This window comes from Mycobacterium sp. Soil_C_30 (assembly GCF_057656995.1).
Genome location: NZ_JBDGJH010000021.1, coordinates 21,784 through 44,237, shown reverse-complemented (window position 1 = coordinate 44,237; position 22,454 = coordinate 21,784). Strand labels below are relative to the sequence as shown.

15 protein-coding genes are annotated in these 22,454 nt (G+C 68.5%); 9 read left to right on the top strand and 6 right to left on the bottom strand.

The annotated features are described in order from the left end of the window. Positions 1-51: 51 nt before the first annotated feature. Both AC3A6P_RS28570 and AC3A6P_RS28565 read left to right on the top strand, forming a co-directional pair. Entirely contained in the window at positions 52-3,207 is a 3,156-nt protein-coding gene (locus AC3A6P_RS28570; RefSeq protein WP_487695655.1) for an ATP-dependent helicase, read from the top strand. Continuing rightward, the gene (locus AC3A6P_RS28565) at positions 3,207-6,536 is read left to right on the top strand and encodes an ATP-dependent DNA helicase (protein ID WP_487695654.1); all 3,330 of its coding nucleotides are present in this window, start codon (positions 3,207-3,209) and stop codon (positions 6,534-6,536) included. The genes AC3A6P_RS28570 and AC3A6P_RS28565 overlap by 1 nt, the downstream gene beginning before the upstream one ends. Here AC3A6P_RS28565 and AC3A6P_RS28560 read toward each other — a convergent pair. Beyond that, complete coding sequence (locus tag AC3A6P_RS28560) at positions 6,502-6,900, bottom strand: DoxX family protein (RefSeq protein ID WP_487695652.1); 399 nt, start codon at positions 6,898-6,900, stop codon at positions 6,502-6,504. The two genes, AC3A6P_RS28565 and AC3A6P_RS28560, sit on opposite strands and share 35 nt — an antisense overlap. A gap of 107 nt (positions 6,901-7,007) precedes the next feature. Between AC3A6P_RS28560 and AC3A6P_RS28555 the strand changes: the two genes are divergently transcribed. Together AC3A6P_RS28555 and nudC are read left to right on the top strand one after the other, a co-directional pair. Then, positions 7,008-8,102, top strand: a complete 1,095-nt coding sequence (locus AC3A6P_RS28555; RefSeq protein WP_487695651.1) for a potassium channel family protein — start codon at positions 7,008-7,010, stop codon at positions 8,100-8,102. Further along, positions 8,095-9,027, top strand: a complete 933-nt coding sequence (gene nudC, locus AC3A6P_RS28550) for an NAD(+) diphosphatase (RefSeq protein WP_487695650.1) — start codon at positions 8,095-8,097, stop codon at positions 9,025-9,027. Before AC3A6P_RS28555 ends, nudC begins: the two co-directional genes overlap by 8 nt. On the opposite strand, the gene AC3A6P_RS28545 is transcribed toward nudC, so the two are convergent. Both AC3A6P_RS28545 and AC3A6P_RS28540 read right to left on the bottom strand, forming a co-directional pair. Then, positions 8,996-11,041, bottom strand: a complete 2,046-nt coding sequence (locus AC3A6P_RS28545; RefSeq protein WP_487695648.1) for an MFS transporter — start codon at positions 11,039-11,041, stop codon at positions 8,996-8,998. The two genes, nudC and AC3A6P_RS28545, sit on opposite strands and share 32 nt — an antisense overlap. Positions 11,042-11,133: 92 nt before the next feature. After that, entirely contained in the window at positions 11,134-11,391 is a 258-nt protein-coding gene (locus AC3A6P_RS28540) for a mycoredoxin (RefSeq protein ID WP_487695646.1), read from the bottom strand. Between the two features lie 63 nt (positions 11,392-11,454). Between AC3A6P_RS28540 and AC3A6P_RS28535 the strand changes: the two genes are divergently transcribed. The 3 genes from AC3A6P_RS28535 to AC3A6P_RS28525 all read left to right on the top strand — a co-directional run bounded on the left by AC3A6P_RS28535 (position 11,455) and on the right by AC3A6P_RS28525 (position 14,437). Continuing rightward, the gene (locus tag AC3A6P_RS28535; protein ID WP_487695645.1) at positions 11,455-13,551 is read left to right on the top strand and encodes an ATP-dependent DNA helicase UvrD2; all 2,097 of its coding nucleotides are present in this window, start codon (positions 11,455-11,457) and stop codon (positions 13,549-13,551) included. A gap of 241 nt (positions 13,552-13,792) precedes the next feature. Further along, a complete protein-coding gene (locus AC3A6P_RS28530) occupies positions 13,793-14,020 on the top strand; it encodes a hypothetical protein (RefSeq protein WP_487695643.1) in 228 nt (75 codons plus the stop codon). A gap of 147 nt (positions 14,021-14,167) precedes the next feature. Next, entirely contained in the window at positions 14,168-14,437 is a 270-nt protein-coding gene (locus tag AC3A6P_RS28525; protein WP_487695642.1) for a WhiB family transcriptional regulator, read from the top strand. A gap of 74 nt (positions 14,438-14,511) precedes the next feature. On the opposite strand, the gene AC3A6P_RS28520 is transcribed toward AC3A6P_RS28525, so the two are convergent. Genes AC3A6P_RS28520 through AC3A6P_RS28510 form a run of 3 tightly spaced genes read right to left on the bottom strand, consistent with a single transcriptional unit; the run spans position 14,512 to position 18,166 of the window. Continuing rightward, positions 14,512-15,843 (bottom strand): macrolide-binding ATPase MABP-1, encoded by a 1,332-nt coding sequence (locus AC3A6P_RS28520; RefSeq protein ID WP_487695641.1) that lies wholly within the window; start codon positions 15,841-15,843, stop codon positions 14,512-14,514. A gap of 43 nt (positions 15,844-15,886) precedes the next feature. After that, entirely contained in the window at positions 15,887-16,723 is an 837-nt protein-coding gene (locus AC3A6P_RS28515) for a cyclodehydratase (RefSeq protein WP_487695640.1), read from the bottom strand. Between the two features lie 36 nt (positions 16,724-16,759). Continuing rightward, positions 16,760-18,166: a zinc-dependent metalloprotease gene (locus AC3A6P_RS28510; RefSeq protein ID WP_487695638.1), complete on the bottom strand. Its 1,407-nt coding sequence runs from the start codon at positions 18,164-18,166 to the stop codon at positions 16,760-16,762. A gap of 133 nt (positions 18,167-18,299) precedes the next feature. Here AC3A6P_RS28510 and AC3A6P_RS28505 point away from each other — a divergent pair, with 133 nt between their 5' ends. Continuing rightward, a complete protein-coding gene (locus tag AC3A6P_RS28505; protein WP_487695636.1) occupies positions 18,300-19,322 on the top strand; it encodes a YlbL family protein in 1,023 nt (340 codons plus the stop codon). A 91-nt stretch (positions 19,323-19,413) separates the two neighbouring features. Then, positions 19,414-22,434 carry a UPF0182 family protein gene (locus tag AC3A6P_RS28500; protein ID WP_487695634.1) on the top strand — a complete coding sequence of 1,007 codons (3,021 nt, stop codon included), beginning with the start codon at positions 19,414-19,416 and terminating at the stop codon, positions 22,432-22,434. Positions 22,435-22,454 lie beyond the last annotated feature (20 nt).

Sequence of the window (22,454 nt, the reverse complement as noted above, 5' to 3'; positions counted from 1 at the left end):
ATGGTGCCAGCTCGCACCGACTTGTCCGACCCCCGTGGTGTCATTCCGGTCATGACCACACCGACCTCGACCGCGCGGCTGCACAGCGTCACCCGGTGGCCCACCCAGGCCTCGGCACTGTTCGATCCGCAGTGCGGCGGGGTGGTCCGGGTGCTCGGAGGTGCGGGCACCGGCAAGAGCAGCCTGTTGATGGACACCGCGGTGGCACGGATTTCTGCGGGCGCCGACACCGAATCGGTGCTGCTGCTCACCGGTTCCGGCCGTCCGGGCGCCCGGGCCAGAGCCGCCCTCACCTCGGCGTTGCTCGCTGCCGGCGCCGATGAGCAGCACCAGTCGGTGGTGCGCCAGCCGCTGGTGCGGTCGGTGCACGCCTACGCGTTCGCGGTGTTGCGTCTGGCCGCGCAGCGCGCCGGTGACCCACCGCCGCGCCTGATCACCAGCGCCGAGCAGGACGGCATCATCCGGGAGCTGCTGGAAGGAGACATCGAAGACGGTGCGCAATGGTGGCCACCGCAGTTGCGCGCCGCACTGGGCACCGCCGGTTTCGCCACCGAGCTGCGTGATCTGTTGGCGCGCTGCGCTGAACGTGGCATCGACCCGCAGCAGCTGCAGCGGCTGGGCCGCGCGTCGCGCCGCCCGGAATGGACTGCGGCAGGCAAGTTCGCGCAGCAGTACGAGCAGGTGATGCTGCTGCGTTCGGCGGTGGGCATGGCCGCGCCCCAGGCCACCGTTCCCGCGTTGGGTGCCGCTGAACTCGTCGGTGCGGCGCTGGAGGCTTTCGCCACCGACCCTGACCTGCTGGCCGCCGAACACGCCCGCATCGGCACTCTGCTTGTCGACGACGCGCAACATCTGGACCCGCAAGCCGCGCGTCTGGTGCGCGCCTTGGCCTCCGGGGTGGGGCTCACGGTCCTCGCCGGCGATCCCAACCAGGCGGTTTTCGGGTTCCGGGGCGCCGACCCGGCGCTGCTGTTGGCCGGCGATTCGCCCGCCATCATCCTCGAGACCAGCCACCGGTGCGCACCGGCCATCGCGGCGGCGGTCAGTGCTGTGGCGGCCCAGTTACCGGGAGCGGGGCCCGCGCGGGCCATCGCCGGCAGCGGCGCTGAACCGGGTTCGGTCACCACGCGGTTGGCGGCCTCCGAGCACGCCGAGGCGGGGCTGATCGCCGACACCCTGCGGCGCGCACACCTGGTGGACGGCATCGCGTGGTCGCAGATGGCGGTGATCGTGCGTTCGGTACCGCGCGCGGCGGGCTTGCCGCGGATCCTGATGGCCGCAGGGGTGCCGGTCGCGGCCCCGTCCAGCCACGCTCCGTTGCCGGACAACGCGATCGTGCGGGCGTTGTTGACGGCCTTGGTGGCCGGATCCGACGGACTCACCGGCGAGCGTGCGCAATTCCTGCTGACCGGACCGATCGGCCGGGTCGATCCAGTGTCGTTGCGCCAGTTGAGGCGGACGTTGCGCAGGCTCGGTGGAGACGCGACGGCGGACTTCGGTGAGCTGCTCGCCACCGCGTTGCGCGACGGCGTTCCCGCCGGGCTCGCGCCGGCCCACGCCCGCCCGCTGCGCCGGGTTGCTGCGGTGCTCCAGGCAGTGTCGGGTGGGCATGGCCAGGATCCGCGTTCAGTGCTGTGGGAAGCGTGGCACCGGTCCGGCCTGCAACGGCGGTTGCTGACCCTCAGTGAACGCGGCGGCCCCGGCGGCGCCCGGGCAGAACGCGATCTCGATCACGTGACCGAGCTGTTCGCCGTCACCGACGGCTATGTGTCCCGGACCGCGGGCGCGTCGCTGGCCGGCCTGGTCGATCATGTTGAAGGCCTGGGTCTTCCGGTCCGCACTCCCGAGCCCGTCGAGACGCCCGAAGCGGTCACCATCGTCAGTCCGCACCAGGCGATCGGCGGTGAATGGGACCTCGTCATCGTGGCGGGGCTGCAGGAAGGTCTGTGGCCCAACACCGTTCCGCGCGGCGGGATCCTGGGCACCCAGCGGCTACTGGACACCCTCGACGGGCTCGGCGCGGAGGTCTCGGCCACAGCACCGCTGGTTGCCGAGGAGCGGCGGCTGCTGATCACCGCGATGGGTCGGGCCCGGCGCCGGTTGGTCGTCACCGCGGTCGAAGGTGATGGCGCGGACTCCGACGGCCTGGCCATCCCGTCGCCGTTCTTCACCGACATCGCCGCATTCGGCGCCGGTGAGGACACCGCGGCGCCGCCCCCGGAGCCCGTGGTGGCGCCGCGGGTGTTGTCGGCACCCGCGGTGGTCGGGCAACTGCGTGCGGTGGTCTGCGCTCCCGACGGTGTGGTCGACGAGCAGCTGCGTACCCGGGCTGCGGCGCAGCTCGCCCGTCTGGCCAGGGCGGGGGTGCCCGGTGCGGACCCCGGACGCTGGTACGGCATGACGCCGGTGAGCACCGACGCTCCGCTGTGGAGCGGTGACGGCCACACCGTCACGCTGTCGCCCTCCACGCTGCAGACCCTGCAGGACTGCCCGCTGCGGTGGCTGCTGGAACGCCACGGGGGTAGTGACGCTCGTGAATTGCGTTCCACCATAGGCACTCTCGTGCACGCCTTGGTCGCCCAGCCCAACCGCACCGAGGCGCAGCTCACGGCCGATCTCGATGCCATCTGGCAGCAACTGCCGTTCGAGGCTCAGTGGTTCGCCCGCAATGAGTTGGCACGGCACCGGGAAATGGTGAGCGCCTTCACCCAGTGGCACGCCGACACCCGTCATGAACTGACCGAGGTCGGGGTCGAGGTGGATGTCGACGGTGTGGTGGTCAACCCCGGTGACGACGGACCGGGTGTGCGGGTGCGTGGTCGTGTCGACCGATTGGAGCGTGATGCCGAAGGCCGGCTGGTGGTGGTCGACGTCAAGACCGGCAAGACGCCTGTGAGCAAGGATGACGCGCAGCGGCATGCGCAGCTCGCGTTGTATCAGCTCGCCATCGCCGAGGGGGTGCTACCCGACGGCGCACAGCCCGGGGGAGCGCGTCTGGTCTATGTCGGTAAGTCCAGCTCCGGCGGCGCCACCGAGCGCAGCCAGGACCCGATGACACCGCAGAGTCGTGAAGAATGGCGGACCCAGATCCGCCAGGCCGCGGCCGCGACTGCGGGTCCGCAGTATGTTGCACGGGTCAACGACGGGTGCGGGCACTGCCCGGTGCGCTCGTTCTGCCCGGCCCACAACGGTGGACAGGAGTCCTGATGACGGTGTCGTCGCCGGTCGGCGTCCGGTTCAGTCCCGCCGAACTCGCTGCTGCCCTGGGCCTTCCGCAACCCACCGACGAGCAAGCCGCGGTCATCTCGGCGGCTCCTGGCCCGCTGGTGGTCATCGCGGGTGCCGGTGCCGGTAAGACCGAAACCATGGCGGCCCGGGTGGTGTGGCTGGTCGCCAACGGCTTCGCCGAACCGGGTCAGGTGCTGGGCCTGACCTTCACCCGCAAGGCGGCCGGTCAACTGCTGCGCCGGGTCCGCTCCCGGCTGAGCCGGCTGGCCGGAACCGGTTTGGCCACAGTCGAATCCGCTGAACCCGTCACCGTCAGCACCTACCACGCCTTCGCCGGTACGCTGCTGCGCGAGCACGGTCTGCTGTTGCCGGTGGAACCCGACAGCCGGTTGTTGTCCGAGACCGAGCTGTGGCAGCTGGCCTACGACGTGGTGTGCAGTCATCCCGGTGACCTGGACACCGGCAAGACTCCGGCCGCGGTGACGGCGATGGTGCTGCGGTTGTCCGGCCAGCTGGCCGAGCACCTGGTCAACACGGACCAGCTGCGCGACACCCACCTCGAGCTCGAGCGACTGGTGCACACGCTGCCCGCGGCGCCGTACCAGCGTGACCGGGGCCCCAGTCAGTGGCTGTTGCGTCTGCTGGCCGCCCAGACCGACCGGGCCGAGCTGGTACCCCTGATCGAGGCGCTGCACGATAGGTTGCGGGCCGAGAAAGCCATGGATTTCGGAATGCAGATGTCTGCCGCGGCCCGGTTGGCATCGGAGCACCCGCAGGTCGGGGTGCAGCTGCGGCAGCGCTTCCGCGTCGTGCTGCTCGACGAATACCAGGACACCGGCCATGCCCAGCGAGTGGCGCTGTCCGGATTGTTCGGTGGTGGCGCCGACGACGGTCTCGCGCTGACCGCGGTCGGGGACCCCATCCAGTCGATCTACGGATGGCGTGGCGCCTCGGCCACGAATCTGCCGCGGTTCACCACCGATTTCCCGTACGCCGACGGCACCCCGGCGCCGTCGCTCGAACTGCGGACCAGTTGGCGTAACCCGCCGAGCACCCTGCGGGTGGCCAACGCGATTTCTGCTGAAGCCCGGCGCCGTTCGGTGGCGGTGCGGGAGCTGCGCGCGCGACCCGGCGCCGACGAGGGCACGGTGCGGTGCGCACTGTTCGCCGATGTGGAGGTCGAACGAGATTGGGTGGCTGACCAGATCGCGGCGCGGTATCAGGCGGCGGCCGATCTGGGCGCACCCCCGCCCACGGCCGCGGTGCTGGTTCGCCGCAACGCCGATGCGGTTCCGATGGCCACCGCGCTGCGCGCCCGCGGCGTGCCGGTCGAGGTGGTGGGACTGGCCGGTCTGCTGGCGATCGACGAAGTCGCCGACGTAGTGGCGATGTTGCGACTCATCGCAGATCCGGTCGCCGGTGCGGCGGCGATGCGGGTGCTGACCGGGCCGCGCTGGCGGCTGGGCGCCAGCGATATCGCCGCGCTGTGGCGCCGGGCCCGCCAGCTCGACGCGGGGCCGCGGTCGGCCGCCACCTCAGCACCGGAGGGCCCGCAAGCCGTTGTCGCGCAGGCCTCACCCGAGGCTGACACCGCCTGCCTCGCCGACGCCATCTGCGACCCCGGCCCCGCCGAGGCCTACTCGGCGGCGGGGTTCCAGCGCATCTGCGCGCTCGGGGACGAGCTGACGACACTGCGGGCCCACCTCGGTTATTCGGTGTCGGACCTGGTGGCCGAGGTGCGCCGCATCACCTGCATCGACATCGAGGCCCGGGCGGTGCCCACCGGCGGTGACGGATGGTCGGGCGCCGAACAGCTCGACGCTTTCGCCGGCGTCGTCGATGCCTATGCGGCCCGCGGGGCCACCGGTGCGGGTAATGACATCGCGGGCCTCCTGGCGTATCTGGACGTGGCCCAGGAGGTCGAGAACGGTCTGGCTCCGGCCGAGGTCACGGTGGCCGCCGACCGGGTGCAGATCCTGACGGTGCATGCAGCCAAAGGACTGGAGTGGGAGGTCGTCGCGGTGCCGCACCTGGCGGGTCGGGTCTTCCCCTCCACCGCGGCGCGCAGCACCTGGCTCACCGACGCCGGTGAACTGCCGCCGCTGCTGCGCGGTGACCGGGCGGGCCTGGGTGAGCATGGTGTCCCGGTGCTGGACACCTCGACGGTGACGGACCGAAAGCAGTTGTCCGATACGGTGACTGAACACCGTAAGCAGCTCGATCAGCGCCGGGTCGACGAGGAACGCCGGTTGCTGTACGTGGCGATCACCCGCGCCGAGGACACCCTGCTGCTGTCCGGGCACCACTGGGGCGCCACCGAAAGCAAGCCTCGCGGCCCTTCGGACTTCCTGGTCGAGTTGAAAGACATCATCGAGGCCGCCGCCGCTGATGGTGCACCCTGTGGTGTGGTCGAGCACTGGGCGCCGGCCCCGTCCGAGGGTGAGTCGAACCCCTTGCGCGACAAGGTGATCGAAGCGGTGTGGCCGGCAGACCCGGCTTCGCTGCGCCGGGGAGACATCGAGCGGGGAGCGGCGCTGGTCCAGGCCGCCCTACGCGGTGACGGTCCAGCCGCCGACGAGGACGACGCCTGGTCGGCCGATGTCGATGCACTCCTGGCAGAACGCGAGCGTGCTCCCGAAGAGCCCAGCACGACGCTGCCCGGCCAGCTCTCGGTCAGCAACCTCGTGGAGCTGGGACGTGACCGGGCCGCCGCACTTCGCCGGTTCCACCGCCGGCTGCCGGTACGGCCCGACCCGAACGCGTTGCTCGGGACCGCTTTTCACGATTGGGTGCAACGGTTCTACGGCGCTGAGCGGCTCTTCGACCTGGAGGATCTGCCCGGTGCGGTCGACGGTGAGATGGCTGCCGCCGAGGCCGAGGAACTCGCCGAACTCCAGGCGGCCTTCATGGCTTCGCAGTGGGCGGCCCGGACCCCGGTCGACGTCGAGGTGCCGTTCGAGATGGCGCTCGGCGAGCACGTGGTGCGAGGACGCATCGATGCCGTCTTCGCCGACAAGGACGGCGGCGTGACGGTGCTGGATTGGAAGACCGGTGCGCCACCGGCGGGAGAGGACGCCCAGCGGCAGGCCGCCATTCAGCTCGGCGTGTACCGGTTGGCGGTCGCGGCGTTGCACGGCTGCCCGGAGTCCTCGGTGCGGGCGGTGTTCCACTATGTCCGCAGCGGCCGAACCGTCACTCCGGACGTGCTGCCCGGGCGCGAGGAGCTGAGTGCGTTGCTGGCCGGGCCCGGGTCGGAACCCGGGCCCGGCGAGGTCAGGATTCCCGTCGGATCTTCAGGGCCTGAGTGATCATCGGGAACTGCAGCGGCAGTCTGGCGATGGCGAGCAGCCGCATCGGCCAGGGCTTGTCCCACCACAGCCGCACCATGTTGATGTTCCCGGGGTACACCCCGAGGAACAGCACCACGGCGGCCAGCGCACCCAGGCGGCGGGTGCTCGGCGGGATCAGCAGCGCCGCCGTGCCCACCTCGGCCACCCCGGAGGCGTAGGTGTAGAACCGGGGGCTGCCCGGCAGCTCGGTGGGAATGATGGAATCGAACGGTTTGGGAGCCACGAAGTGCAGCACCCCGATACCGGTCAGCATCGCTGCCATCCGGTAGGCGCGGTTCTGGTTTGCCTTGCCGGCGGTGCTCTCGAGGGTGTTCGACGTCATGATGTCTCCAGTCTCATGGTTACATGATGTCGTGCGCCGGGATGACCCGATGAGAGAGCCGGATTTCGGTCCGGAAATTCCTGTATCGGACGCGAAGATAGGGCACCGTGGCCAAAAATAGGTTGCGGCGCAGGCTTCGACGACTCGACGAGGCGCTGACGGCCAGGCCGGATGCCGAGCTGGTCGAGTATCTCCACATCCCGGAGAACTTCGTCAGCCCGGCCCGCAGGATCTTCATGCGCGTTCTCTACGCGCTGGGAGCGCTGTTCGCCGCGGTGCTCATCGTCTACCTCGACCGCGACGGGTACCGCGATATCGAAAGCGCGCCTGTCCCGGGCGGTCTGTCGTTCCTGGACTGCCTGTACTACGCCACGGTGTCCCTGTCGACCACGGGCTACGGCGATATCACCCCGGTCACCGAGACAGCGCGGCTGGTCAACGTCCTGGTGATCACGCCGCTGCGGGTCGCCTTCCTGATCGTGCTGATCGGCACCACCGTCGAGACCCTCACCGCCGCGTCACGCCAAGCCCTCAAAATCCAGCGTTGGAGGAACTCCGTGCGCAATCACACCATCGTCATCGGCTACGGAACCAAGGGCAAGACCGCGGTCACCGCGATGGTCGGTGACAATGTCAAACCCGGCGACATCGTGGTGGTCGACACCGACCAGGCGTCGCTGGACCGGGCCAGCCAGGCTGGTTTGGTCACCGTCCGCGGTGACGCCAACCGGTCCGACGTGCTGCGACTGGCCGGCGCCCAGCATGCCGCGGCCATCATCGTGGCCACCAACAGTGATCCGACGGCGGTGCTGGTCACCCTCACTGCCCGTGAGCTGGCGCCCAACGCCAAGATCATCGCCTCGATCCGGGAGTCGGAGAATCAGCACCTGCTGCAGCAGTCCGGTGCGGACTCGGTGGTGGTGTCCTCGGAGACGGCCGGCCGGCTGCTCGGTATCGCCACCACCACCCCCAACGTGGTGGAGCTCATCGAAGATCTGTTGACCCCGGACGCCGGTTTCGCAATCGCCGAGCGCGAGGTCGAACCCAAGGAGGTCGGCGGCTCACCACGCCACCTCAAGGACATCGTGTTGGGCGTGGTGCGTGACGGCAAGCTCAAGCAGGTCAGCGATCCGGAGGTGGACGCCATCGAGGCGACAGACAGGCTGTTGTACGTGCGCAACGCAGAGGAAGACCGTGGCTGACTTCCAACTCCGGAACGTTCCACTGCTGTCCCGGGTCGGTGCGGATCGCTCCGACCAGTTGCGTACCGACATCGACGCCGGCGTCGCGGGCTGGCCGGAGGCCGCGGTCCTGCGCGTCGACGGCCGCGGCCAGGTTCTGATCGCCGACGGGCGCGTGGTGCTGAGCTCCACTGCCGGACTGGGTGACACCCCGCCGGAGGATGCGGTGTTCCTGGGCCGCATCGAGGGCGGCCGTCACGTGTGGGCCATGCGCGCCGAACTCGCCCCACCGGATGACGGCTCTGATGCCCATGTGCTCGATTTGCGCCGCGCCGGAACGGTTTTCGACGATGTCAGTTCTCAGCTGGTGGCCTCGGCCACGGCGCTGCTCAACTGGCATGACAGTGCCCGCTTCAGTGCCATCGACGGATCACCCACCAAGGCGATCAAGGGTGGATGGTCACGGGTCAACACGATCACCGGCCACGAGGAGTTCCCCCGCATCGACCCGGCGGTCATCTGCCTGGTGCACGACGGTGCCGACCGCGTGGTCTTGGCCCGGCAGACGGTGTGGCCCGACCGGATGTTCTCGCTGCTGGCGGGTTTCGTCGAAGCGGGGGAGTCGTTCGAGACCTGCGTTACTCGGGAGATCGCCGAAGAGGTGGGCCTCACCGTGCGCGATGTGCGCTATCTGGGCAGCCAGCCCTGGCCGTTTCCGCGGTCACTCATGGTGGGCTTCCACGCCGTCGGCGATCCGGACCAGCCGTTCGCCTTCAACGACGGCGAGATCGCCGAGGCGCACTGGTTCACCCGCGACGAGGTCCGGGCGGCGCTGGAGATCGGCGACTGGAGCAGTGCCGCCGCTTCGCAGTCGAGATTGCTTCTGCCCGGCTCGATTTCGATCGCCCGGGAGATCATCGAGTCCTGGGCCTGGGCGCAGGACTGATCGGCTGCCGTGGCCGGTTCCACTGACCGTGCGGGACGGTGACGAGCGGGCGGGTGGCCGCTTCTGCCGGCGCGTGCCGGATCGCCGGGCGCAGCGGGCGTAGCCGTTCGGTGTCCGGTTCGCCGCGGTGCGGACGGTCATTGCGCCGAGCCTGCTGGATGCCGTGGTTGAGTCGGCCCAGGTAGCCGCTCAGCGCGGCGACGTCGCCGTCATCCCAGCCGGCGGTGACGCGCTGCAGACCCGCGACGTGGTAGGCCCGCTGACCCCGCACCCGGCGCCGGCCGGCCTCCGTCAGCGTGAACCGCGCGATATCATCGGCATCCGCGACGGTGTGCACCAGTCCGTCGCGCACCAGCCCCGAGATCCTGCGCCCGAACACGGCCGGGTCCAGCCCGAAGGTCGCCGCAAGCTGCGCCAGTGTCATGGGACCGCCGTCGTCGATCCGCCGGAGCACCAGATAGGACACCCGGTCGAGCCAGGTGTGTCGCGACGATGAGGGCGCCGCGGACAGCAGCTCAGCGGCGGACGGCTGGGTCACCGACGCCAGTGCCTGCTCCAGGTCCTGGACCCGTGGCCGCACCGGTGTGACGAGGTGGGCCGCGGCCGGCTCTTCTCGGCGCTCGGCGGGAATGGCCATCGCGATGAATGCGCCCACCACGGCGGCGCCGGCGGCGATGAACAGGGCGGTACGGAATCCGGCCAGTGACGGCAGCGCGTGGCCGGCGAAAGTGACGGTCATCCCGGCCAGGACCGCGCTGAGCACCGCGCTGGAGGTCGAGGTGCCCAGTGACCGCGCCAGGGTGTTGAGGCCGTTGGCGGCGGCGGTCTCCGACACGGGCACGGCACCGTTGATCAGCGCCGGCAGCGCCGCGAAGGCGAACCCGACACCGAAGCTGACGACGACACTGAACGTGAGAATGCCGGCCGCGCTGCCCAGCAGTTGGGTGCCCAGCAGGTATCCGCTGCCGATGATCGCCGATCCGGTGACCAGAACGAATTTGGCGCCCCGGCGCGCGATGATCATCGCGGCCAACGGTGCCGACACCATCATCACCAACCCACCCGGCGCCATCCACAGCCCGGCGCTGACCATGGATTGCCCCAAGCCGTAACCGGTTTCGCTGGGCATCTGCAGGATCTGCGGCCCCACCAACGTCATGGCGAACATGCCGAACCCGACGGCGATCGAGGCGAGGTTGGTCAGCAGCACGGGTTTGCGCACCGTGGTGCGGATGTCCACCAGCGGCGAGGAGGTGTGCAACTGCCAGCGGACGAACACGGCGAAGACAAAGACGGACGCGACGAGAAGTCCCAGGGTGGTCGCACTGGTCCACCCCCAGGCCGCGCCCTTGGACAGGGGGAGCAGCAACAGCACCAGACCGGCGGCCAGGCCCAGGGCGCCGAGCGGGTCGAACCGGTCACGAGAGGTGGCCGGGATGTGGGGGACCAGCGCGGCGAACAGCACACCGGACGCGGCGCCCAGTGCTGCGGCGCACCAGAACAGGGCGTGCCAGCTGAAGTGTTCGGCGATCACGGCCGACAGCGGCAATCCGAGCGCACCGCCAACGCCCAACGAGGCACTCATCAAGCCCATGGCGCTGCCCACTCGTTCTGCCGGCAGTGAGGCACGCAGGACGCTGATGCCGAGCGGGATGATCGGTGCGCCGAACCCCTGCAGCCCACGACCGATGATCAGCGGGACAAGGGAACTGGTGGTGGCCGCGATCACCGATCCGCACGTGAGCGCGACGGCGCAGGCGATCAGGACCGGCTTGGGCCCGAACATGTCGCCGAGTCGGCCGAGCGTCGGTGTGGCGATGGCGCCGGTCAACAGGGTGGCCGTGATCGCCCACGATGCGTTGGCCGCGCTGGTGTTCAACAACGTCGGCAGCTGCGGCACCAGCGGGATGACCAGCGTCTGCATCATCGAGACCGCGATGCCGGCGGCCGCCAGGACGGCGATCAGTACGCCGGGCTGCGAGGTGCGCGCAGACACACCAGATTGGTAAGACATGCTAAGCACTTTAGATCGTTAGAAGTGCTATGCAAAAGCATCCCAGGTGTAACTCTGGTCACGCAACGGGACGTCGGGCAGCGCCCGGAGCATCACCCCACGGAGAGCTCGGCGATCTTGCCTTCGACGTCCCGGATGCTGGGGTTGGTCATCGTCGACCCGTCGGAGAACTTCACCGTGGGCACGGTCTGATTGCCGTTGTTCACCGACTGCACGAACTTCGCGGCCTCCGGCTCGAGTTCGATGTCCACCTCGGTGTAACCGATGCCCTTGGCCTTCAAGGCGGTCTTGAGGCGCTTGCAGTATCCACACCAGGTGGTGGAGTACATGGTGAGTTCGGTAGCGGTCATGAATCAATCTTGCCTGAGGGCGTGGTGGAGAACTTGTCCGACTCCGCTGCGATGATGAATCCCATGCCGACCGAGAGCGTCCTGACCGCGGGTCTCGACGACGAACAACGCGAGGCCGTGCTGGCCGGGCGCGGGCCGGTCTGTGTGCTGGCCGGCGCAGGCACCGGCAAAACCCGCACCATCACCCACCGCATCGCGCATCTCGTCGGCGCCGGACACGTCGCCGCCAGCCAGGTTCTCGCGGTGACGTTCACCTCCCGCGCCGCGGGCGAGATGCGCAGCCGGTTGCGCGGGCTCGACGCCGACGCACAGACCGGAGCCCGCGTCGGATCGGTGCAGGCGCTGACCTTCCACGCCGCCGCCCGGCGGCAGCTGTCCTACTTCTGGCCGCGGGTGGTCGGCTCCACCGGCTGGCAGCTGCTCGACAGCAAGTTCTCCGTGGTCGCCCAGGCCGCCAATCGCGCCAAGATGCAGGCCAGCACCGAAGACGTCCGCGACCTGGCAGGGGAGATCGAATGGGCGAAGGCATCGCTGATCACCCCTGAGCAGTACGCCGCCGCGGTGGCCGAGACCGGCCGTGACATCCCCAAGGACGCGGGCCGTATCGCCGCGGTGTACGCCGGGTACGAGTCGCTCAAGGCCCGCGGTGAAGTGGCGCTGCTGGATTTCGACGACCTGCTGCTGCACACCGCCGCGGCCATCGAGAACGATGCGGCCGTGGCCGCCGAATTCCGGGACCGGTACCGCTGCTTCGTGGTCGACGAGTACCAGGACGTCACCCCTCTGCAGCAGCGGGTGCTGTCGGCCTGGCTGGGTGAACGTGATGACCTGACGGTGGTCGGGGACGCCAACCAGACCATCTACTCGTTCACCGGCGCCTCACCGCGTTATCTGCTCGACTTCTCTCGCCGCTTTCCCGACGCCACCGTGGTGCGCCTCGAACGTGACTACCGCTCCACGCCGCAGGTGGTCGAGCTGGCCAACCGGGTCATTGCCGACGCCCGCGGGCGGGTGGCCGGCAGCAGGCTGCACCTGGTGGGTCAACGCCCCCCAGGGCCACGCCCGGCGCTGCGCGAGTACCCCGACGAGGTGGCTGAGGCCACCGCCGTCGCCCGCGCCATCAAGGGCCTCATCGAATCGGGTACGGAGGCAGCCGAAATCGCGGTCCTCTACCGGATCAACGCCCAGTCCGAGGTCTACGAAGAGGCGCTGACGGAAGCGGGCATCGCCTTCCAGGTCCGCGGTGGGGAAGGTTTCTTCAGCCGCCAGGAGATCCGCCAGGCTCTGGTGGCGTTGCAGCGGGCCGCCGAGCGGGGCAGTGCCGACGATGACCTGCCCACCGTGGTCCGCGCGCTGCTCGAGCCGCTCGGTCTCACCGCCGAACCGCCGGGTGGTACCAGCGCCCGGGAACGGTGGGAGGCGTTGACCGCGCTGGCCGAGTTGGTCGACGAAGAGGTGGCCACCCGCCCGGAGCTGGACCTGACGGCATTGGTCGCCGAACTACGGATACGCGCCGACGCGCGCCATCCACCCGTGGTGCAGGGCGTCACCCTGGCGTCGCTGCACGCGGCGAAGGGCCTGGAGTGGGACGCGGTGTTCCTGGTCGGCCTGGCCGACGGCACTCTGCCGATCTCGCACGCACTGTCGCACGGTCCTGACAGCGAGGCCGTGGAAGAGGAACGTCGTCTGCTCTACGTCGGGGTCACCCGGGCGAGAGTCCATTTGACCCTCAGCTGGGCGCTGTCGCGGACCCCGGGTGGCCGGCAGAACCGGCGGCCGTCGCGCTTCCTGGCCAGCATCGCCCCGAAGCCGCCGGCGGACCGATCCGGTGGGCAACGCCGGCAACGCGGGCCGGCCAAGCGCTGCCGGGTGTGCAACGCCGAGCTGAACACGCCGGCCGCAATCATGTTGCGTCGCTGCGAAACCTGCGCCTCCGACATCGATGACGAACTGCTGGGGCAGCTCAAGGATTGGCGTTCACGAACCGCCAAGGAACAGAAGGTGCCCGCGTTCGTGGTGTTCAGCGACAACACGCTGATCGCCATCGCCGAAACGCTGCCCACCGATGACGCTGCGCTGGTGGCCATTCCCGGTATCGGGGCGCGCAAGCTCGAACAATACGGCGCGGATCTGCTGGAGTTGGTGCGCGCGCGGGTGTGACGCAGTGTTCACCCCTGCAGAAGCAACTGCGGCGCAGAGGCTTTCCCTGTGTGGGGGCGGTATCGACGGCCCTGGCCAAAGACTGCGCAGGCGCGGGACGCAAATCGGTGGCGGAATCTTGTTCATGCAGGTCAGAAAATTGCTTGTGCTGACATGCGGGCACCGTTTAGCCTCAAACGCATACGACCCACGGCCGTGAAGTGGCCTGCGTACCGCAAGTGCAAGGAAGGAGGGAGCCCCGATGAATGACTTCATGACGTTCGGCGCAGTAGGCAGCATTGCCGGTTCGGCGCGTGCGGCTGGGGCTCCCGGTGTCTTCCTGTCCAGCGGGAAAGCACCCGCGGTGATGACGGGTCGGCATCGCGCCCCCGCGGCTCACGCCGCCTGGGCGGTCGACGCCATTGCGCCGCAGCGCAAGCGCCGCACCGCCGCCGCGACAGACGCGTCCGTGGATCGAGGTTTCATCTAGAAGCCCGACGCAGCAGCCCAATGGCCACGGACCCGAAGTCAACCGGATCCGTGGCCATGAGTGTTTCCGGGGACCGAATCCCCGAGCACCTGGTCCGGATCTCGAAGCAGAGACGAAAGCCACGAGACCAGGAAGCAGGTGAAGGACATGTCAGCCCTGACAGTCCGAAAGGAAACTGTGCCGGTGCTGCCGTGCCATATCGGTGACCCCGATCTGTGGTTCGCCGAAACCCCCGCCGATCTGGAGCGCGCCAAGCTTCTGTGCGCGGAGTGCCCGATCCGCCGGCAGTGCCTGGCCGCGGCGCTGGAACGCGAAGAGCCGTGGGGTGTTTGGGGCGGTGAGATCGTCGAGCGCGGCTCGATTGTCGCCCGCAAGCGGCCGCGCGGCCGTCCGCGCAAGGATTCCTACGCGGCCTGACGGCCACCCGCCGACACCGCCGTTTGGGCGCAGACCAGTTTTGCGTGCCCGAACGGCGGTGTCGGCGGACTCGGTCAGTCCGGGTTCGCGAAGCCGGGCACCAGCTCGGTGGCGATCTTGCGCACCGGTACATGCGCATCGAGCTGACAGGAGATCGCCACGATGGAGGCGATCACCCGCATCGGGATGGCCAGCTTGGCCGGGATGTCCATCTGCCGGGCGGTCCTGATCTGACCGGCGGCGCGGTCGAGGTCCACCGCGGCCATCTTCTGCAGCCACTTGCGGTTGTAGTGGAAGACGTCGACCTGCAGCGGTTGCACGTACTGCTTGAGCATGTCGTCGATATCGGCGATGGAGACCTTCTCACCCTTCTGGATGAAGCCGATCTTCTCCATGGTTGGCAGTAGTTCGTCGTAGTTCTTGTCCACCGCGTAGCGCAGCAGCTGGCCCAGTTCGGGCGGCATTCCGCCGGGCAGCGGCGCCACGGCACCGAAGTCGATGACACCCATCTTGTCGCCGGGCAGCAGCATGAAGTTGCCGGGGTGCGCGTCGCCGTGCATCATCTCCAGCCGGCGCGGGGCATCGTCGGTGAGCTCAAAAAGCCGGTAGCCCATCAGATCTCGCTGATCCTGGGTGCCGTTGCGGATGATCTGGGCCAGCGGGATGCCCTCGATCCATTCGGCGATGACGACCTTCGGCGCGCTGGCGATGACGGCCGGCACCACAAAATGCGGGTGGTCCTTGTACGCCTTGGCGAACGCGCGCTGGTTGTCGGCTTCGAGCCGGTAGTCCAGTTCCATCTCGGTGCGCTCGATCAGCTCGTCGACCACGCCTTGGACGTCGGCGCCGGGGGAGAGCTGCTTGAAAATCGACACCATGCGCCGCATGGTCTTCAGGTCGGCGCGCAGGGCCTCGTCGGCGCCCGGGTACTGGATCTTGACGGCGACCTCTCGCCCGTCGGACCACACGCCCTTGTGTACCTGGCCGATGCTGGCCGAGGCGATGGGCTGATCGTCGAACGAGGTGAAACGCTCACGCCATTTGGTGCCCAGCTGGGCGTCGAGCACCCGATGCACCTTGGCCGCCGGCAGCGGCGGGGCGTCCTTCTGCAGTTTGGTCAGCGCCTCGCGGTAGGGCTCGCCGAACTGCTCGGGCACGGCGGCTTCCATCACCGACAGGGCCTGTCCGACCTTCATGGCGCCGCCCTTGAGCTCACCCAGCACGGTGAACAGCTGATTGGCGGCCTTCTCCATCAATTCGGCGTTGACTTCGTCTTTCGACTTGCCGGTGAGCCGCTTGCCGACGCCGAGCGCGGCCCGGCCGGCGAAGCCCACCGGTAACGTCGCCAGCTTCGCATTGCGAGCGGCCCGTCCACGTTTGATGTCTGCCACCTCACCATCATCCATGACCGGGCGGCGCCGACACGCACCGATGTGGCAACCGGTGATGTCAGCAATGACACAGCGGGTGCCGAGGCCAGTGCCGCGTCGCAATCGAGCTGGTGGATGCGTCGAATTCCAGAGTCGTCGACAGGGTGGCAGGGGCGCGGACAGGTTCGCCGCGCACGGCGCCCAGCACGGTGTCGATCTGACCCAGCGCCAGTGCCGCCGTGGCCAGCACGGTGGCCCGGTCGGCGGACCCCACGGTGTCGCGCAACTGGGCTGCCACCGCGGGCCAGGCGGCGTCGCGGTCACTGCGGTGCAGATCGGCACAGCCCAAGCAGCTCGTCAGCCCGGGAAGCACCATAGGACCCACCAGTCCCACCCCGTCACGAACGCGGACCTGCAGGTGGGGGATTCGAGCGTCATGCAGGTCACGCAGAAGCCGCGGCTCGACGCCCAGGAAATCGGTCAGCACCACCAGGTCGGTGCCATCGGGTTGCACCACCGCGTGCGCGTGGCTGCTCTGCCGGATCCGGGTGCTGGTACAGCGCAGCGCGTCGACGATCAGATCGGCCAGCGGCCCGCGGCCGTGCACCCGGATCGCCGGGGCACGACCCGGCTGCGCGGTCCGGCTCGGCCGCGCCACCCCGGCGCTGATCAACGCGGCGATCAGGAGGTCGAGTTCGTCGGCGCCGACGTCACCGTGAAGCGCCGCTTCCCTGGCCAGGTCGTCCATTCCGGCATTGGCCTGCATCCTGCGCAGCACGGCGGCCAGCGCGGCCGCCGACAATCCGCCGGGCGGCCGCACCATCACCGCCCGACGTGGATCCCAGCCCACCTGAACGGTGCCGTCGGGACGCAGCAGCACCGGCATCGCCGGATCAAGGCTGTATCGCGCGACCATGGCGCCGACTGTGACACGGCGCGCCAGGTTGCGTTTTTACTTGTCCACAGGGGGATCGTCTGAATCGTCCTGGCCCCGCCCCAATTCCTTCTCGAACTCGGCGATGGCCTTGTCGATGTCGATCCCGCTGGTGTCACCGCCGATCACACGGTCGATGAAGCCGGCCGGCTCGTCGAGATCCTCGGAGTTGGGCAGCAGATCCGGGTGCTGCCACACGGCGTCGCGCGCGTCGCCGCCGGCGGCCTCGGTGAGCCGCTCCCACAACACTGCCGCCTCACGCAGCTTGCGGGGCCGCAGCTCCAGGCCCACCAACGTGGCGAAGGTCTGCTCGGCCGGTCCGCCGGTGGCCCGGCGTCGGCGCAGGGTCTCCGACAGGGCCGACGCACCCGGAATGCGATCACCCAGCGCGGCCGCGACAACCGTCTGCACCCAGCCCTCGATCAGGGCGAGCAGCGTCTCCAGCCGCTCCAACGCCGCCGTCTGCTCCGGGGTGGCCTTCGGCTCGAAGATGCCCTGGTTGAGCAGCTGTTCCATGGCGGCGGGGTCAGCCATGGCCGCCGGGTTGAACCCCTGGGCCAGCTCCTCGATTCCGCTCATGTCGATCTCGATGCCCTTGGCGTAGGCCTCGACATTGCTCAGCAGCTGGCTGGCCAGCCACGGCACGTGGGTGAACAACCGGTGATGGGCGGCTTCACGGGCGGCCAGGAACGTCAGGATCTCGGCGCGCGGTTGCTCGAGGCCCGACGAAAACTCCTCGACGGCCTCGGGCATCAGCGCCGCCACGCCCTTGGGACCCAGCGGCAGCCCGATATCGGTGGAGGTCAACACCTCCTTGGACAGCTTGCCGAGCGCCTGTCCGAGCTGGGAGCCGAAGGCCATGCCGCCCATCTGCGAGATCATCGACAGCAGCGGACCCGCCATGCTCTTGGCTTCCTCTGGCAGCGCCGACGCCCACATGGTGGAGATCTGCTGGGCCACCGGATCGCACAGCCGTTTCCAGGTGTCGATGGTGTTGTCGATCCAGTCGGTGGCCGTCCAGGCGACCGACTTGGAGGTACCGGCGGGCAGCGCCGTCACCCCGTCGAGCCACAGGTCGGCCAGGTGCACCGCATCGGCGATCGCCTTGGTGGTCTGTTCCGGTACCGGCGCGACGAACCCGATGGAATTCGACGCCAACTGCCGGGCCAGGTCGTAGTTGACCGGGCCGCCACCGGTGCCGCCCATCCCCGCGCCGCCGGCGGAGAACATCTGGCCCAGGCGGGTGAAGATCTGGCCCAGGTCGTTCATGTTGAAGTCGCCGCCGCCCGCGCCGAAGCCGAACGGATCCGACGGGTTGGGCCCGGAGTTCGGGTCCTTCCGCTTGTCGGGGTCCTTGTCGGGATCCTTGCTTTCGCCGGATGAAAAGCCAAAGGGCAGGTCAGCCATGACTCCAACGGTACTCACCACACCGCGGGGTTGCGCGCACCCGGTTCACGCTCTCGGTGAACCAGCGTGTGACTTGGGCGCGGTGGTAACCGCTGAGCGGTTGCGAGCGCGCCCAAATCCCCGTATTCGAACGTCGCCTACTCTTGCGGGCGTGAACAGGCGGATCATGACGCTGTTGGTGGCGCTGGTGCCGATAGTCGCCTTCGGCGTACTGCTGGCCGTCGTGACGGTGCCGTATGTCTCCTTGGGACCCGGCCCGACGTTCGACACCCTCGGTGAGTTCGACGGCAAGCAGGTGGTCGACATCGAGGGCACCGAAACCAAGCCCACCTCAGGGCATCTGAACATGACGACGGTCTCCCAGCGTGACGGCCTGACCCTCGGGCACGCGCTGAGCCTCTGGATGTCGGGTCGGGAACAGCTGGTGCCGCGCGATCTGGTGTACCCGCCGGACAAGACCCGTGAGCAGGTTCAGGAAGCCAACACCGCCGACTTCAAGCAGTCCGAGGACAGCGCCGAATACGCTGCGCTGGGCTACCTCGACTACGCCCCGGCCCTGACGGTCGCGACGGTCAACGACCCGGGCCCCGCGATGGGGAAGCTCCAAGAAGGCGATGCGATCGACGCCGTCAACGGCAGGCCGGTCGCCAACACCGACGAATTCACCCGTTTGCTGGAAAACACCAAGCCCGGCGACGAAATCGTTGTCGACTACCGCCGGAAGAACTCTCCCGCCGGCACCACCACGATCACTCTCGGCGAGCATCCCGACAAGGACTCCGGTCTGGTCGGCGTCTCGGTGTTGACCGTGCCGTGGGCGCCATTCACCATCGACTTCAACCTCGCAAATATCGGTGGCCCGTCGGCAGGCCTGATGTTCAGCCTGGCCGTCATCGACAAGCTCACCACCGGTGACCTCAATGGATCGAAGTTCATCGCGGGCACCGGGAGCATCGACATCGACGGCGAGGTCGGTCCCATCGGGGGGATCACCCACAAGATGCTGGCCGCCCATGAAGCCGGTGCCACCGTATTCCTCGTGCCGGCCGACAACTGCGAGGAGGCCAAGTCCGACCCGCAGGACGGCCTGGAGATGGTGCGGGTGGAAAACCTCGAAGGGGCGGTGAACGCGCTCGAAGTGCTTTCAGCCGGTGGCGAACCGCCTCGTTGCTGACGCCGATCCGACGTTTGCCCCAACGGCGTTAAGTACAGTTGGGGCCGTCACAGTACACCTGTCACCACCATGACCACCAGGGAGTTAACACGTGGGTATGCGGCCCGCCGCGCGGATGCCGAAGCTGACTCGGCGCAGCCGGATTCTGATCGCCATCGCCTTGGTGGCAGTGGTGCTGCTGCTGGTCGGCCCTCGGCTGGTCGACGGATACGTCGACTGGTTGTGGTTCGGCGAGCTCGGCTATCGCTCGGTGTTCACCACCGTCCTGTTGACACGGGTCGCGGTGTTCGTGGTGGTCTCACTGGTGGTCGGTGCCATCGTGTTCGCGGGCCTGGCGCTCGCGTATCGATCGCGCCCGGTGTTCGCGCCGACCGCCGGACCCAATGATCCGGTGGCGCGGTACCGCACCGCAGTATTGGCGCGGCTGAAGCTCATCGGGATCGGCATGCCCGTCGTCATCGGGTTCCTGTCCGGTCTGATCGCGCAGAGCTACTGGGTACGCATCCAGATGTTCCTGCACGGTGGCGAATTCGGCGTCACCGATCCGCAGTTCGGCCTCGACCTCGGCTTCTACGCCTTCGATCTGCCGTTCTATCGGCTGGTGCTGTCCTATGTGATGGTCGCCCTGTTCTTGGCGCTCATCGCGAACCTGCTCGGCCACTACATCTTCGGCGGCATCCGGTTGGCCGGACGCGCCGGGGCGCTGAGCAAGCCGGCGCGCATCCAGCTGATCACCCTCGTCGGTGTCCTGGTACTGCTGAAGGCCTTCGCCTACTGGCTGGACCGGTACGAGCTGCTCAGCCACACCCGTGGTGGCAAGCCCTTCACCGGCGCCGGCTACACCGATATCAACGCGGTGCTGCCCGCCAAACTGATCCTGCTGGCCATCGCGGTCATCTGCGCCGCGGCGGTGTTCTCCGCCCTGGTGTTGCGTGACCTGCGCATCCCGGCGATCGGCCTGGTGCTGCTGCTGCTGAGCTCCATCGTCATCGGTGCCGGCTGGCCCTTGGTGGTCGAGCAGATCAGCGTCAAACCCAATGCGGCGCAGAAGGAAAGCGAGTACATCGCCCGCTCCATCACCGCCACCCGAGACGCCTACGGGTTGACCGATCGGACCGTCACCTACCGCGACTACAGCGGCAACGCCGACACCTCCGCCCAGCAGGTGGCCGCCGACCGGGCCACCACGTCGAACATCCGGCTGCTCGATCCCACCATCGTCAGCCCGGCGTTCACCCAGTTCCAGCAGGGCAAGAACTTCTACAGCTTCCCCGAGCAGCTGTCGATGGACCGCTACACCGGTGAGGACGGCACGCTGCGCGACTACGTGGTCGCCGCCCGCGAGCTCAACCCCGAGCGCCTGATCGACAACCAGCGCGACTGGATCAACCGGCACACCGTGTACACCCACGGCAACGGGTTCATCGCCTCGCCGGCCAACACGGTCCGCGGTATCGCCAACGATCCCAACCAGAACGGCGGCTACCCGGAGTTCCTGGCCAGCGTCGTGGGTGGCAACGGCTCGGTGGTGTCGCCCGGACCCGCGCAGCTCGATCAGCCACGCATCTACTACGGTCCCGTCATCGCCTCGGCACCCGCCGATTACGCGATTGTCGGCAGCAACGGCGGCCCGGCTCGCGAGTACGACTACGAGACCAACACCGACACCCGCAACTACACCTATACGGGCGCCGGCGGCGTGCCGATCAGCAACTGGTTCGCCCGGTCGGTGTTCGCGGCCAAGTTCGCCGAGCGCAACTTCCTGTTCTCCAGCGTCATCAACGAGAACAGCAAGATCCTGTTCAATCGCGACCCCGCTGAGCGCGTCGAGGCGGTGGCGCCGTGGCTGACCACCGACACCAGCGTGTACCCGGCGATCGTGAACAAGAAGATGGTGTGGATCGTCGACGGCTACACCACGCTGGACAACTATCCGTACTCGGAGCTGACCTCACTGTCGAGTGCCACGGCCGATTCCAACGAGGCCGCCGCCAACCGGCTGCTGCCCGACAAGCAGGTCTCCTATATCCGTAACTCGGTGAAGGCCACCGTCGACGCCTATGACGGCACTGTAACCCTGTACGCCCAGGACGAGACCGACCCGGTGCTGCAGGCGTGGATGAAGGTGTTCCCGGACACCGTCAAGCCCAGGTCCGATATCAGCGAGGAGCTGGCCCAGCATCTGCGCTACCCCGAGGATCTGTTCAAGGTGCAGCGCCAGCTGTTGGCCAAGTACCACGTCGACGACCCGGTGACGTTCTTCTCGACCTCCGATTTCTGGGACGTGCCGCTGGACCCGAACCCCACGGCCAGCAGCTACCAGCCGCCGTACTACATCGTCGCGAAAAACGTTGCCGAGAACGACAATTCGGCCTCGTTCCAGCTGACCAGTGCCATGAACCGGTTCCGCCGCGACTTCCTGGCGGCCTACATCAGTGCGTCGTCGGATCCGGCGAACTACGGCCAGATCACGGTGCTGACCATTCCTGGCCAGGTCAACGGTCCGAAGTTGGCGTTCAACGCCATCAGTACCGATACCGCGGTCAGCCAGGACCTCGGTGTCATCGGCCGCGACAACCAGAACCGCATCCGGTGGGGCAACCTGCTGACGCTGCCGGTGGGCCAGGGCGGTCTGCTCTATGTCGCGCCGATCTACGCCTCGCCGGGCGCCAGTGACGCCGCCTCGTCGTACCCGCGCCTCATCCGGGTGGCGATGATGTACAACGACAAGGTGGGTTACGGGCCGACGGTCCGCGACGCGCTCGACGAGATCTTCGGTGCGGGCGCCGGTGCCACTGCCACCGGTCCGGCCCCGACGCCGGGTGCCGCGGTGCCGGCCAACGCGCCGGGTGACTCGCCGCCGCCGAATGCCCAGCAGTCGGTCGAGCCGCCTGCCGCCCAGCCCGAGGTGCCCACTCCGGTGGCCGCCACGCCGCCGGCACCCAGTGGCCAACCGGTCACGTTGTCGCCGGCCAAGGCCGCTGCGCTGAGTGAGGTGCAGACCGCACTCGACGGTATGCAGGAGGCGCAGACCAGTGGCAACTTCGCCGAGTTCGGTGAAGCGCTGCAGCGCCTCGACGACGCGATGAACAAGTACCGCCAAACCCGCTGACCCCTTCTAGGCCGAGCGCG